The sequence below is a fragment of the Sphingomonas sp. Leaf34 genome, from assembly GCF_001421805.1.
In the GTDB taxonomy this organism is placed as follows: Bacteria; Pseudomonadota; Alphaproteobacteria; order Sphingomonadales; family Sphingomonadaceae; genus Sphingomonas.
This window is the reverse complement of the sequence record NZ_LMLC01000003.1, coordinates 420698-433941: the sequence shown is the minus strand read 5'-3', so window position 1 is coordinate 433941 and position 13244 is coordinate 420698. Positions and strand designations below refer to the sequence as shown.

The 13244-nt window shown below is 65.5% G+C and carries 12 protein-coding genes; 2 read left to right on the top strand and 10 right to left on the bottom strand.

All coding sequences use genetic code 11. The features are described 5' to 3' along the window. Positions 1–73: 73 nt before the first annotated feature. Positions 74–490, bottom strand: coding sequence for a hypothetical protein (locus ASF00_RS10465; protein WP_156348295.1), 417 nt, complete (start codon positions 488–490; stop codon positions 74–76). 399 nt (positions 491–889) lie between these two features. Between ASF00_RS10465 and ASF00_RS10460 the strand changes: the two genes are divergently transcribed. Continuing rightward, the gene (locus tag ASF00_RS10460; RefSeq protein ID WP_443024406.1) at positions 890–1540 is read left to right on the top strand and encodes an HPP family protein; all 651 of its coding nucleotides are present in this window, start codon (positions 890–892) and stop codon (positions 1538–1540) included. Positions 1541–2443: 903 nt separating this feature from the next. On the opposite strand, the gene ASF00_RS10455 is transcribed toward ASF00_RS10460, so the two are convergent. From ASF00_RS10455 to ASF00_RS10420, 8 genes are all read right to left on the bottom strand, one after another. After that, on the bottom strand, positions 2444–3139 hold the full coding sequence (locus ASF00_RS10455; protein ID WP_156348294.1) for a replication protein A: 696 nt from the start codon (positions 3137–3139) through the stop codon (positions 2444–2446). A gap of 387 nt (positions 3140–3526) precedes the next feature. Then, on the bottom strand, positions 3527–4198 hold the full coding sequence (gene nth / locus ASF00_RS10450; RefSeq protein ID WP_055878253.1) for an endonuclease III: 672 nt from the start codon (positions 4196–4198) through the stop codon (positions 3527–3529). 4 nt (positions 4199–4202) lie between these two features. Next, a complete protein-coding gene (dapB, locus tag ASF00_RS10445; RefSeq protein WP_055878848.1) occupies positions 4203–4985 on the bottom strand; it encodes a 4-hydroxy-tetrahydrodipicolinate reductase in 783 nt (260 codons plus the stop codon). Positions 4986–5086: 101 nt separating this feature from the next. Next, complete coding sequence (locus tag ASF00_RS10440; RefSeq protein WP_055878251.1) at positions 5087–5842, bottom strand: nucleotidyltransferase family protein; 756 nt, start codon at positions 5840–5842, stop codon at positions 5087–5089. Then, complete coding sequence (locus ASF00_RS10435; RefSeq protein WP_055878249.1) at positions 5839–6744, bottom strand: hypothetical protein; 906 nt, start codon at positions 6742–6744, stop codon at positions 5839–5841. The genes ASF00_RS10440 and ASF00_RS10435 overlap by 4 nt, the downstream gene beginning before the upstream one ends. Beyond that, a complete protein-coding gene (locus tag ASF00_RS10430) occupies positions 6741–7715 on the bottom strand; it encodes a diacylglycerol/lipid kinase family protein (protein ID WP_162233422.1) in 975 nt (324 codons plus the stop codon). The genes ASF00_RS10435 and ASF00_RS10430 overlap by 4 nt, the downstream gene beginning before the upstream one ends. A 205-nt stretch (positions 7716–7920) precedes the next feature. Further along, positions 7921–8382, bottom strand: a complete 462-nt coding sequence (locus tag ASF00_RS10425) for a DUF2141 domain-containing protein (protein WP_055878244.1) — start codon at positions 8380–8382, stop codon at positions 7921–7923. 101 nt (positions 8383–8483) lie between these two features. Then, on the bottom strand, positions 8484–9836 hold the full coding sequence (locus tag ASF00_RS10420; protein ID WP_156348293.1) for a lipopolysaccharide biosynthesis protein: 1353 nt from the start codon (positions 9834–9836) through the stop codon (positions 8484–8486). A 114-nt stretch (positions 9837–9950) separates the two neighbouring features. Here ASF00_RS10420 and asnB point away from each other — a divergent pair, with 114 nt between their 5' ends. Beyond that, complete coding sequence (gene asnB / locus ASF00_RS10415; RefSeq protein WP_235525730.1) at positions 9951–11900, top strand: asparagine synthase (glutamine-hydrolyzing); 1950 nt, start codon at positions 9951–9953, stop codon at positions 11898–11900. A 93-nt stretch (positions 11901–11993) separates the two neighbouring features. Here asnB and ASF00_RS10410 read toward each other — a convergent pair whose 3' ends face one another. Then, complete coding sequence (locus ASF00_RS10410; RefSeq protein ID WP_055878242.1) at positions 11994–13112, bottom strand: CDP-alcohol phosphatidyltransferase family protein; 1119 nt, start codon at positions 13110–13112, stop codon at positions 11994–11996. Positions 13113–13244: the final 132 nt, after the last annotated feature.

Below are 13244 nucleotides of genomic sequence, written 5' to 3'. Positions count from 1 at the left end.
TTTCCTCCCATTCCGGTCATTCGTGATGCAAAAATCAAAAGTTTTGCATCATGGTCGGCCTTACAGAAAGTGTCTACGCCATGAGCAGGGGGCGAATGACCGAAATGAGGTTCTGCAAGGAGTGGGCACCGACGATAACGAGATAGCCGGATCCAGATCGACGCCTCAATCTCGCTGAAAACATGATCGCGGCGTGCATTGCAAAGGTCGGCAGAACGGCGAGCGACGCCCAAGAAATTCCGTGCAGTATGACCATCGCAGCGCTGGTCGCCAGCGATGTGCTGACATGACCCAAACCGAATTTCGATTGAGCCAGCCAAACCAAAACCCAGACCGCGAAGGACTCTGTGACCGGCCCGAAAGCGGTCGCCAGGAAGATCAAAAGCGGGGTTATCTCCCGATGATACCCTGAAAAGTTGATCGCTGCCGATGGACCAAGAAGCAATATGATCAGATTCAGGACGCCGTTGCCGGTAGCCCAACCGGCCACGCCCGTGGCTATAGCTATGACAATCGACTTCAGGCATCGCATGAGCTGGCGATCATCGCAGCGGTGCCAAAAGGCAAGGCCTCGCCCGCTGGATATGCAACAACATTGTTGATGCAAAATTCACAGGGTTTGCATCGGCCAGAAAACGGCGGGAAACCGTGCGATACGCCGATGCCAAAATCTGAGGCGTTTTCACGCCTACGTTTAGTGTCGGCTTTCCCATGACAGGGCCCGAGAGCGGTCCGTCCGCTTTCCTGCCCTATACGGCCATCCTGCTTGCGCTCATAGGCGGTCGCTCAAGGCCGGGTAAATCGGTGCGAAGCCTGTCGACGAAAGGTTATATGCTTGCGGGCTCTATTTGCTCCGATCCTTGCTGGTGCCACGTTCGGTGGTCGACTTGTGGCGTGTATTGGCGCGGCGCTGAGCATCGCGTTCACCGCACTTGTGACAGCGATGGTATTCGGAGACGGGTGGCCCGCCGTGCTGCTCGTGGCCCCCATGGGCGCTTCGGCGGTACTCATCTTTACCGTTCCTGCCAGTCCGCTCGCGCAACCCTGGGCAGTGATCGGGGGCAACGTCATCTCGGCTGTTGTCGGCGTTGGGATAGCATCCACGGTGTCATCGCCTGGGCTTGCGAGTGGCTTGGCAGTCGGAGGTGCAATCCTGGCGATGTCACTGCTGCGCTGTCTGCACCCTCCTGGCGGGGCTGCTGCACTGACCGCGGTGATGGGCGGTCATGCGGTCACAACAACCGACTGGATGTTCCCGCTAATGCCAGTGGGGATTAACGCGGTAATCCTGACCGCTGCCGGGGTGGTCTTTCATCATCTGTCTGGCCATTCGTACCCGCATCGCCCTGTATCAGGCCTGCAGATGCCCGCCGGTCCGCAGGCTGAGGGCATCCCTCATCCTGAAGATCTCGACGCAGCGCTCGCTGACCTTGGCGAGACATTCGACATCGGCCGCGACGATCTCGAGCTACTGTTCGACCGTGTGAGAGCCCATGGGGCAATGCGTCGTGGAAGTGAGAAGTTTGCGGGCCGCCGTTAGGCTCCACCGATCAGGTCGCGAGATCGTTTGCGTATACCAGTGCCCGTTCAATTCACCGACACCTAGAAGCGGACCGTCCGCTTTCCTGCCCATCTCAGCCGTTACACTTACGCCCACTAGCGGACGTTCGCAGGTTTTCGTAATGTCGCTGCTGAGGTTGAGCGGAGATCGAAGGTGCAAAGTAGTCAAATGCCCCTACGAGCAGGACTGGTAGCGTTCAGTGTAGCACTTGGTGCCTATTTTTTATTTTGCGCACTGACGAATACCGCGAGCGTTCCGATAGCCAACGCGTTTCTCCCGATAGTGCTGACGGGCGCTCTGCTGGTTCGTCTTAATCGGAAGCGGACCGGCAGCTAGCCACCGCAATGCGACGTGCGGCACGCCAGACGGCTTTGCCAGCAGTGGGACAGGCTGGAAACGCCCACTTGCGGACCTTCAGCCCGTTGGTAAGATTGACGCACAGGAGGCGAACAATGAAGCGACCGAAATTGGCGTTCAGCTTTGCGAAGGGTGCGGCAATGGGTGCTTTGATGGTCCACGTCGGTATCAGGCTAGCTTCTGCGCTCGCCTAGGTTCGCGTCCGCTTTCCAACAAAAAGCGGCTGCTCGCCCCCCGCCCCGACACCTGAACGAACGGCTGCTTACCTCGATGTTCGCCCGTAAGCAGCCAGTCCGCAATCCTGCCCATTCCCATCGATTCCGCTTAGGGGATATCGTAGCATGGTCGACGTGAATGGGTGAAATGGCACCGAATTTGCGCATCCTCCCCAGGATGCACGGGACGGCGCAAGCCGGCACGCTCGCCAGCGGTTGCTGGACGTTGAGCCCGCTGGGTTCGGGGCCGTGGGGGCTTGGTGGAGCTTCAAACTGCGTACGCCATAGGCGTTCCACTTATCTTTAAGTCTTACAGGGCCTCTGTGTGACCGCTCGGCGGATTTGCACTATCAACGGAAGCGCGGACGCGAGCGAGGATGGCGCGCAGCTCGGGACTTTGGACCTCGGCGATCACGTCGTCGACCGTCGCGGTGTCCAGCTTCTTCTGGCGTGCGAGCTTCTCGGCTACAGCTCGCACGAACTCGCTAGGCTTACGAAGCATGCGGCGGACGCACTCCCGCACCGTTGGCGGTTGAAGCAGGATGAAGGCGTTGGCGATCTGCTCGCTCTGCTGCTCGTCAGGCTCGGCATTTTCGATCGGTACGCAGCGGCGGATCCAGTCGAGGAAGCCGCACGCCTTCAGGCGGTCGAGCGCCTCGCCTACGGCGCTGCGCGACCGGTGGATCTTGTCCGCTATCCATTGATAGGTCGGATCGAGCCGGCCGTCCTTACGGCCGCGCAGGCGCAACAGGCAGCGCAGCACTTCGAGCCCGATCGCGCCGAGCGCGCCGTTGCGCTTCCCCGGTAGCTTCGTTTCGTGCTCGAACGCCTCGGCCGCGCGCATCCGCGCGTTGTGCTCTGTCTTTGGAAATGTGTTGTGCGTTCGCCATAGCGACACCTCCGATCCGCCAGCATTGTAGCTGTTGCGGCGTACTGGTGAGTTTGAGCGTGCGCGGTCACGGATACCGGTCGTAACCTCGCTAAACGAGCGGGCAATGTTGCTCACGATCGGTTAGCCAGTTTGTCGGAGATCCGCAGGTTTGCGCGGTCGGTATCTTGTAGGTTAGCCAATCCAACGTATTGATTTGGTGCAGTTATTGGAGACCAGTCGGGTGCACCAGACCTCTCCGATGACGCACCTCGCGCAATCTCCCCGCGGTCGGCCGCAGACACTGAAGGCAAAGACTTAAAAAGGCGCCCCCCCGGAAGGATCGCGGTTATTTGGTGCGTCTCACGCTGCTTGTTATCGGCCAGCCTGCGATGTCTGAAAAGGGCAAGCGCGCGCGAACGTGTCGCGCGGTCGACGATGGACAGATGCCTACTTGAATGCGTGTCACCGTCGGGATCAGGCCCAGCTTGCAATCAGCGTCGTGCCCGGTCGGGGTGAAATTACTCAGCGTTCGCCGACGGCCGCCCCGGACTTGATCTTTGGCGGCGGCGTCTTGGGCTTGAACGCGCAGAGGTCGCTGACGATGCACCGCCAGCATTCGGGTGTCCGCGCCTTGCACACGTAACGGCCGTGCAGGATCAGCCAGTGATGCGCGTGGAGGCGGAACGGCTGCGGCGTCGCCTTGTCGAGCTTGAGTTCGACCGCGAGTGGGGTCTTGCCGCGCGCCAGGCCGGTGCGGTTGCCGACGCGGAAGATGTGCGTGTCGACCGCGAACGTCTCCGCGCCGAATGCGACGTTGAGGACGACGTTGGCGGTTTTTCGCCCGACACCGGGCAGCCGCTCGAGCGCAGCGCGATCGTCGGGGACGACGCCGCCATAGTCGTCGATCAGCATCTGCGAGAGCGCGATGACGTTCTTCGCCTTGGTGTTGAACAGGCCGATCGTCTTGATGTGGCGCTTCAACTCGTCGAGCCCGAGCGTGACCATCTTCTCGGGCGTGTCGGCTTCGCGAAACAGCGCACGCGTGGCCTTGTTGACGCCGATATCGGTGGCTTGCGCGGACAGCGCGACCGCGACGACCAGCGTGTACGGATTGACGAATTCGAGTTCGGTCTCGGGGTGCGGGTCGGCCTCGGCCAGACGCGCGTAGAATTCGAGGACGTCGGCCTTTTTCACCGCGTTACAGCCCGAGCACGTCGCCCATCCGGTAGCGACCGGCAGGCTGCGCCGCGAGCCAGATCGCCGCGCGGACCGCACCCCGCGCGAAGATCGAGCGATCGTCGCCGCGGTGGTTGAGTTCGATCCGCTCGCCTTCGGTCGCGAAGATCACGCTGTGATCGCCGATCACCGATCCGCCACGTAACGACGCGAAGCCGATCGTGCCCTCGGTGCGCGCGCCGACAAGCCCCGCGCGGCTGTCGACTCGGAGTTCGGCGAGCGACGATCCGCGGCCCTTGGCGGCGGCGTCGCCAAGCAGGAGCGCGGTGCCCGAGGGCGCATCGACCTTGTGCCGGTGATGCATCTCGACGATCTCGACGTCCCAGTCCGGGCCAAGCCGCGCGGCGGCCTCGCGAACGAGGATCCCGAGCAGCGTCACGCCGAGCGAGGTGTTGCCGGTCTGGAGGATGGCGATATCCCGCGCCGCGGCGTCGATCATCGACTGATGCTGCGGCGACAGCCCCGTCGTGCCGATGACGATAGCGGTACCAGTCGAACGCGCGGCCGCGAGATGCGCCTCGACCGCGGAGTGGGTCGAGAAATCGACCAGAACATCGGCGGCGCGGGCGAGCGGAGTGGGATCTTCGCCCGCATCGACCCCACCGGCGAGCGATGCGCCGGCGGCCTCGATCGCGTCGACGATCGCGCGGCCCATCCGTCCGGCGCTACCATAGATGCCGATCGAAGGCGTGCCGCTGACGTGCGGGGCGGGGTGCGGCGCGGTGGCCGGTGCGGGCGTCTGCATCACTGCGCTTTGCACCAAGCGGCGGTTTGGGGACAGGGGCGAACGATAGCCCGAGGCAATTTGTCCATGAACATGCCGCGCAAGGTCGCAGCGCAGGAACCTCAGCCGTGTGCGATCAGGTCGCGGACGAGGTCGAGGTCGTCAGGCTTGTCGACGTCGACCGCAGCGAGGCCGAACGGGCTGGCGACCGCGGCAGCCTTCAGGTTGGCGAGCCGTCCCAGATGCGCCAGCGCAGCGACCAGCGTCAGGCGGCCGGACATATAGCGGAGCAGCGTGCCAATCCCGAGTCGACGGACGATCCGCCATGGCCGTTTGCGATCCGCCTCGACCTGCGCCCACAGATCAAGCGCGGCGACCGCGCGCGGCGTGGCGAAGTGGAACAGGTTGCATCCCGACCATGCGCCGTCGGCAAAGCGGAGATAGGTGCGGCGCGTGCCGGGGGCGGCCGCCTCGATCACGTCCCGGCGCGCGAGCAAGGCAGCGACGTCTGCGTCCGCGGGGACGTCGGCGAGGAAGCGCGTGATCCATTCGGGGCGGAGCAGCGCATGATCCGCCGTGGTGACGAGCAGCGGCGCCCCGAGCGCTGCGATCCCGTCACGGACGCTGTGGCTGGGACCGGATGCCGCGGTCAGGACGGTGAGGCCGAGCATGATCGCGGCGGCGCGGACGGCGTCGTCGGACACCGAGACCGCGATCTGCGTCGCGCCCGCCGCGCGCAACGCCTGCGCGACCCGCGCGAGCAAGGTCTGGTCATCGAGGACGATCAGCGCCTTGTGCGACACCCCGGCATAGTCTGCGACCGGATCGCTCCCGCCGCGCGATCCGGCGAGGATCAGCGCGTTGAATCCTGTGTTCATACCGTCTTGGCACCGGCCTGCGCCCGCGCACGCCAGACCCGCCAGAATACGCCGGGCGCCGCGAGGATCGGATGCTTCTCGCGCCACGGCGTCAACGGCACGACGATCCCGGTGTGCCGCTCGACCTTCCATACGCCGTAGCGCGCAGCCCCGTCGAAGGTGAACGCCGCGCGGACCAGTCGCGCGACATTGAGGGGTTTGCCGGCTCGGCGTCGGCGGTTCCAGGCGTGGAGCAGCGTGCGCCGCCGTGCAGGGGCAAGGTCGGGGCTCAACTTGCCTGCCTCGTCGCGGAACGCGATGCCGTCGGCGGCCCAGGCAAGCGGGAGAAGTTCGACATAGCGCGACGGGTCGAAGGCGAGAATCTGTCCCTCGCGGCCCTTGCGTTCGACGCGGAGTTCGGCCGCGTAGGTCTGGCGAAACAGCGCGCGCCAATAGTCGTCTGCGGTGCCGGTTGCGGGCCCCAGCGCAGCGGCGAACCGCGCGGCCGACCTGGCCGCGTCGCCGATCGCGTTGGCTACCAGCGTTGCGGTAGCCTGATCGCGCACCCAGACCAGTGCGGAGGGCTGCACGAAACGAGTCCATATCGTCGTGTCGAGCGTCCGCGCCGCGGCAGCGTTCGCAAACGTCGCCAGTCGCATCGTCGCGATCTTGGCGCGCAGCATCTCGCCGTGCCGATCGACCTCGCGGTAGCTAACCGTCGGCCAGATCCCCCGTTCGGGAGGGCCCGCGGTCAGCACGTAGAAATCGAGCACGCCTTCGGTCGCCCCGGTACGCAGGTTCGAGCCGTAGAACAGCACCGCCACGACCCCCGGAGCGTCCGCCAGCAACGCCGCGAGATCGCGGACTGCGGGGATCGTCGGAACATGGAGCTGACGGCGGACGACGTCGCCGAGCGTGATCACGGGACGACGAAGCGGAGCGCGCGCGCCTCGCGGACGATGAGGTCGCCACCGGGATAGACTTCGCCATCGAGGATGAAGCCCGATTCGATCGACAAGTCGAAGCTTGGCGAGTCGATCCGGTGGTAGCCGGCGCGGTCAAGCCAGGCGGCGGGCGAACCGGTTACGATCAGTGGCGCTGCCGCCGCGAGCCAGCGTGGCGGCGCATCGACGACCAAGGTCTTCAACCCGGCGCGTGGCACGCCGAACGGGCGGATCCCGATCGGCATTCGCTTCAGTGTCGAGGCGAGCAGGATATAGCGCGCACGATCGGTGTCCGTGTTTCTGCCCGCGGCATGAACGCCCTCGTCACCGCGTGACTCGAAGCGGAGCCGCATCCGGCTGCCGGCGCGCCACGCACTGTTCACGCCACCGAACAGCGTCTGCAGTATCGCCCAGCACAAGGCGAGCCCGACCGCGACGCCGTTGAACGCGCCCGCACGGTGCGTCCGCTGCGCTAGGGCGGTCGCATCGACAAACGCACCGGCACCGAACAGAAATCCGTGGAGGCGCGTGCCCGAGTCCTTTCGAACGATTTCAATCGGGCTGCGGGTCTTGAGGTTACCACCCCGTGCCGCGGCAAGCGCCTGATCGAGCGTCCACGTATCGGGAATGCCAAGGTCGAGCGCGAGCGCGTTGGTCTTGCCCGAGGGCACGATCGCGACGCGCGGTGCCGCGCCGGTCCACACGCGCGCGGCGGCGGTCATGACATCGCGGATCGTCCCGTCGCCGCCATCGATCACCAGCAGTTCAATACCGTGCCGCGCGAAACCGGTCAGCACCTCGGCCAATTCGGCCTGGGTCCGCGGCGTTACGGCCAGCACGGTTCCCGACAGGAACGGCTTGGTCGCCTCGACGCTGCTGCGATTGCGATGGCTCTTGGGGTTGCAGATTATACCGGTACGGATCTTGGCGGCGGCGTCGCGTGGGCTCACGCCATGCCTTTCGGATACTGCCGGATCGAACAAGCCATCAGGCAGCCAGGCCGGCGGTGCCGACGGCGAAAGCGGGTGCCCGCCAAAGGCATGAAAGTTCGAAACAGCATCGACCACGATATAGGATACCCGTCACGGCGCAGAACCGCTACAATTTTGTGTCAGTTAGATTTCCGTTGCGCGTCGGTCGCAGCCGATACGAGACTTATCGGCGATACCGCATCTTCATCCGTACGACGGCGCCGGATGCGGGAAGGGCGGTGCGAACCGCGTCGAACGACGGCAGCCCGATCGAAGTCGGCGCGTCGTTGGAAAAGCCGAAGCCCTCTTTCGGCACGAACAGCGTTCGGTTGAACTTATGGTCGCCATTCTCGTCGTGATATTGCGCGACCGCATAGTGACCCGGCTTCATCCAGAAGCAGGCGCGCGGGCTGGCCGCCGACACGCGAGCACGCCCGACCTTCGCACCCTTTGCCAAAAATCGTGACTTGTCGTCGGGATAGATCGCAAACGCGACCTCCCCCGCATTGTTGCGCAGCGTCGTTGCCTCCAAAATCAGCTTGGCATTGCCGCCGCCCGGCGTGCCTTCGCAGGTTTCGGCGGCGTGCGCCTGGACCGGCGCAAGCGCGGTCGCCGCGCCGAGCGCGAAAAGAAATCCGTAGTTCATTGACCGACTAAGCCCCAAAATAGTGGCGATAGAGCGGCGCGCAGATGACATTTGCGACGTGAACGAGGCGTTTATCGCAAACGTCGGTCGCTCTGTGGAGGCTATGCTCGTCTCGGCGTCCGGGTCATATGTGCGGCCGCAAACCCCAGCAGGATCGCAACCGCAACCGATCCGGCAGCGACCGAAGCGGCGATACCGGCCGATCCGTAGGCGGGCATCAGCGCAAAAGCCGCGACGAACATCAATGCGACCCCGACCGCACGAATCGCAAACACCGTGCCGGCGCGGTGCAGTGCGGTCATCACCGTGTCGAGGCTGACGGTGGCGAGATCAAAACAGCCCGCGGCCGCGAGCCACAGCAAGACCGGATACGCACCGCCGAACGACTTGCCGCCCACCAGCTTCAGGATCGGTTCGCCGACCAGCGCGACGATCGCGAGGATGACCAACGCCGCCGCGGTGCTGGCAAGCATGGTCCGCACCAAAATGCGGCGCAGGCGCGAGGGCTCGGCAGTCCGCACCGCGCGGACGATTTCTGGGAACGCGGCGCGCGACAGCATCTGCGACAGTTTGGCAAGCGCTTGTGCAAGCTGCGTCGCGAGGCGAAAGGCGCCCGCTGCGGCGGGGCCGATCGACGCGCCGACCAGCAGCAGCGGGATCTGCTTGCTCGACAGGCCCAGCGTCGCGCTGGCGTTGGTGCTGAGCGCGAACCGGACGATGCCGGGGTTCTCATCGCGGACCTGCTGCCAACGCCCTCGACCGCGTGCGAGCAGTCGCAGGTCACCGCTTTTCGCGACCAGGATCCAATAGGTCGCCGCGGTGACGAACTCGGCGACCGCCCAGGCGAGCATGAAGCCGCGGATCGTCGGTTCGAACAGCATCGCCGCGCCCGCGCCGATGAAACGCATGATCGGCGTCATGCTGTCGGCGAGCGCGGACAAGGAGAATTTGTCGCGCAGCCGCAGGATCCCGAGCGGGGTCGAGCGGATCGTGATCAGCTGCACGACCGCGAACATCAGCGTGTCGCGCATCAGGTCGGGCGGAATGCCGAACCCGTCGCTCCACGCGAACAGGATCGCGACGGTCAGCGCAGCCCCGACCAGCGCGCTGCACAGGTCCAGGATTGCTGACAACCGAAGCAGGCGCGCAAGCCGCGGCGCGTCGCCCTGCTGGATCGGACCGACGCCGTACTGGACGATGATCTGCCACGTCTGGAATCCGACGAACGTCGTTAGCGCCTGCGCCGCGCCTGAGATCAGCGCGAACCGGCCGAAATCGACCACGCCGAGCGTGCGCGTCGCAAACCCGAGATAAAAGAGCGACAGGATCGCCAGAACGCTGCGACTGGCGAGCAGCCAGCCGAGGTTGCGCGCCGCCGCCCGGAAAATCCCGGTCGTGCCCGCACGTGCCGGTGCATCCGCCGGAGCCGGAGAAGGAGCGGGGTCCTGAACCATCTGCGACCGGCCCCTAGAGCGCGATCGTGGGTGCGGCAAGGTGCGCGGGGCGGCGGGGTGCGCAGAGGTGACAAAACCGGAGGCGGCCCCTAGACCGCGCGCGATCGGGCGACAGTGCCGCCGTCATGCGAGGGATCGTTCGTCATCTGCGGAATTGCCGGCCTTTACGCGCGGTGTGGCGGTGCCGTTTCGCCCCGCCTCGTCACCGCACCCCTGATCACCGCGCAGTGCGACGCGATCCTGCACCGCGGTCCCGACGACCAGGGCGTGATGACCGATGGCGACTTCGGCTTCGGGATGCGCCGGCTGAGCATCATCGACATCGAAGGCGGGCATCAGCCGTTCCACTCGCCCGACGGCCGCTATGCGCTTGTCTTCAACGGCGAAATCTACAATTTCCGCGACTTGCGGCGCGAGCTGCAGGCGCTGGGGCGCGTCTTCGAGAGCGCGGGCGATACCGAGGTCATCCTCGCCGGCTACGAACGCTGGGGCGACGATGTCTGGGCGCGGCTCGACGGCATGTTCGCGGTCGCCGTGTGGGACATGCACGCCCGGCGACTGACGCTTGCGCGCGATCCCGTCGGTATCAAGCCGCTTTATTATACCGACCAGGCGGCCGGGTTCGCGTTCGGCTCCGAACTCAAGACGCTGACCTTGCTGCCGGGGATGGCGTTCGACGTCGACGCCCGCGCGCTCCACGATTATTTCAGCTTCGGGCATGTCCGCACGCCGCGGTCGATCTACGCGCAGGTCCGCACGCTGCCGCCGGGGCACGTGATGACGATTGAGGCGAGCGGCACGCCGACGATGCGCGCCTATTGGACGCCGGCCTATCATCCGGCCGAGCCGCGGTCCGAGGCGCAGTGGATCGAGCAGTTCCGCGATCAATGGCTCGACACGATCGGCAAGCAGATGGTCGCGGACGTCGATGTCGGCGCCTTCCTGTCTGGCGGCGTCGACTCGTCCGCGGTGGTCGCGGCGATGGCGCAGGTTTCGGATCGCCCGGTGCGCACGTTCACAATCGGCTTCCCCGATCCGCGCTTCGACGAATCGCTGCATGCCGAGGCGATCGCGCGGCATCTCGGTTGCAACCATGTCACGCGGACGCTCGAACTGGCGGAGGCGCAGGCGATGCTGCCCGAAGTCCAGCATTGCTATGACGAGCCGTTCGCCGATCCGTCCGCGGTGCCGACCTGGTATGTCAGCCAGATCGCCGCGCAGGAGGTGAAGGTCGCGCTGTCGGGCGATGGCGGTGACGAGCTGTTCTTCGGCTACAAACGTCACGCGACCGAACGCCGCATCGGCGCGCTGCCCGCACCTTTGCGCAAACTTGCGCGCGCGCTCGATGCGGTGCCGACCTTGCCGTCGCGGCATGCGAATGCTGTGTTGCAGCGCTGGCGCAAGACGACGGGCAGCGCCGCACTCCCGAACGGCGTCGCGCGGTTCTTCGCCAAGACGCAGATCACCAACGAAGCCTTCCGCCGCGAGATCTTCTCGGCCGACTTCCTCGCCGAGGAAGAGGGCGGGATCGCCGCGCTGGTCGCGGAATATTTCCCCGATCCCGCCGCGATCTCGGTCGACACGCTCGAGCAGTTCGGGCTGGCGGATCTCGCGCTCAACCTGCCCGGCGCGATGCTGACCAAGGTCGACCGCGCGAGCATGGCGCATTCGCTCGAGGTGCGCGTGCCGATGCTGGGGCAGGGGATGGTCGATCTCGCGCTGTCGATGCCCGCGGACATGAAGCTGCACGGCAAGGTCGGCAAATACGTGATCCGGCAGGCGATCGCACCGTGGCTGCCCGAGGGGATCCTCGATCGCCGCAAACAGGGCTTCCAGATGCCGCTCGCTGCGTGGTTCGCGGGCGATTTCGGCGCCTATGCGGAGCAACTCTGGCGCGACAGCGGCGTGCGCGAGCAGGGGATGTGGCGCACGGGCGCGGTCGACAAGGTGTTCGCGGATCACCGGGCGGGGAAGCGGGACTACAGCCGCTTCCTGTATGCGCTGGCGATCTACTGCCTCTGGTGGATCGGCCGGCCCAAGGCCGTTGCGGTCGGCATACTCTAGATCGTCATCCTGACGAAAGTCAGGACCCAGAGCCACGGACGTCCACCTTTGTGACCCTGGATCCTGACTTTCGTCAGGATGACGGGGCGATGCCTATGCCAGCCAGCTCACCAGCGTCTCACCCTTGGCCTTGCGCGCCATCGCCTGCACCAGCCGCACCAGATGCACCACCAGCGAGATTGCGGTCCAGGCCGCCACGCCAATGATCCCCCAGTCGGGCCGCATCACCAGCAGCCCCGCGAACAAAATCACCATGTTCGGATTGCGCCGCGCGGTGATCAGTCGGAACCAGCTGTCGAACCGCTCCCAGACGTGGATGTGCATCCCGAACCGGACGATGAACGCCCCCTCGATCAGCCGTTGCGCGACATAGCCGAACAGCATCGTCCCGATCACCGCCCAGAACATCTGGTCGTCGAGCGGCCGCCCATAGGGCGCGCACCCCGCCGCCCACGCCCACCACCAGAAGGGCGGGTGGACCAGGTCGACGCCGTGATCCCACGCATTGCCGAGCTTCGACGACGTGATCGTGCACCGCGCGAGCTTCCCATCAACGGTGTCGAGCACCATGAAGAACAGTCCCGTGGCAAGGCCCGTCCAGAACCAGCCATACCAGAACGCCACGGTCGCCACGATGCACAGCACCGATCCGAGCGCGGTCACCTGGTTCGGCGTGATCCCGGCGCGCGCGCAGACCCGCGTGATCGCCAGCGCCCATTCGGGCCACAGATATTTGGTGAGCAGATCGGTGACGCCTTTATAGGCGCCGACATAGCTCGCGCGCTCGATCGCCGGCACCGCGGGCGGAGTCAGCAGTTCGGCAAACGGGCGTTCTCGCTTGCGCAATGACTCGTTAAGGATCCCGTCCTCGGCTTCGGCGGCGATCACCGTGAGGCCGCTCACCAGCGGCGCCTCGCCGAGCATCGCCGCGGTCATCCGCGCGCGCTCGTCGGCGTCGCGGACATGCGCGAGAACGGGGACGCCGGTGCGTGTGACGACCGTACCGGGCCGCGACTTCAGATGCGCAATCCACACCGGATCGAACGCATAGGCGAGGTTGGCGAGAATGACGGGGCCGTCGCCATCATCTTCCGGCAACCCCTGCGCGACGCCGATCCGCCGGATCCGCTCGGCATTGGTCATGCCCCAGAGCAGCGTGTCGTTCGTCCGGACGGTGCGGAGCGCTGGCGTGGGGGCTGTAGAATCTACCATGCCGCACCCGTTAGCCGATCTGGTCCTGAAAGCGAGAGGGGGAGTTCGCGAGAGCCACGCTTCCCCAGGTCACCACCCCAGCGGAGGCCGGGGCCCAATTGGGACGGCCGGAGCAACTTCGCGCGGTCCCTT

Bases quoted from the DNA above. Each gene is read 5' to 3' on its own strand.
- dapB (WP_055878848.1), bottom strand. From the start codon at position 4,985: ATGCAGACGCCCGCACCGGCCACCGCGCCGCACCCCGCCCCGCACGTC.
- ASF00_RS10440 (WP_055878251.1), bottom strand. From the start codon at position 5,842: ATGAACACAGGATTCAACGCGCTGATCCTCGCCGGATCGCGCGGCGGG.
- ASF00_RS10425 (WP_055878244.1), bottom strand. From the start codon at position 8,382: ATGAACTACGGATTTCTTTTCGCGCTCGGCGCGGCGACCGCGCTTGCG.
- ASF00_RS10420 (WP_156348293.1), bottom strand. From the start codon at position 9,836: ATGGTTCAGGACCCCGCTCCTTCTCCGGCTCCGGCGGATGCACCGGCA.
- ASF00_RS10410 (WP_055878242.1), bottom strand. From the start codon at position 13,112: ATGGTAGATTCTACAGCCCCCACGCCAGCGCTCCGCACCGTCCGGACG.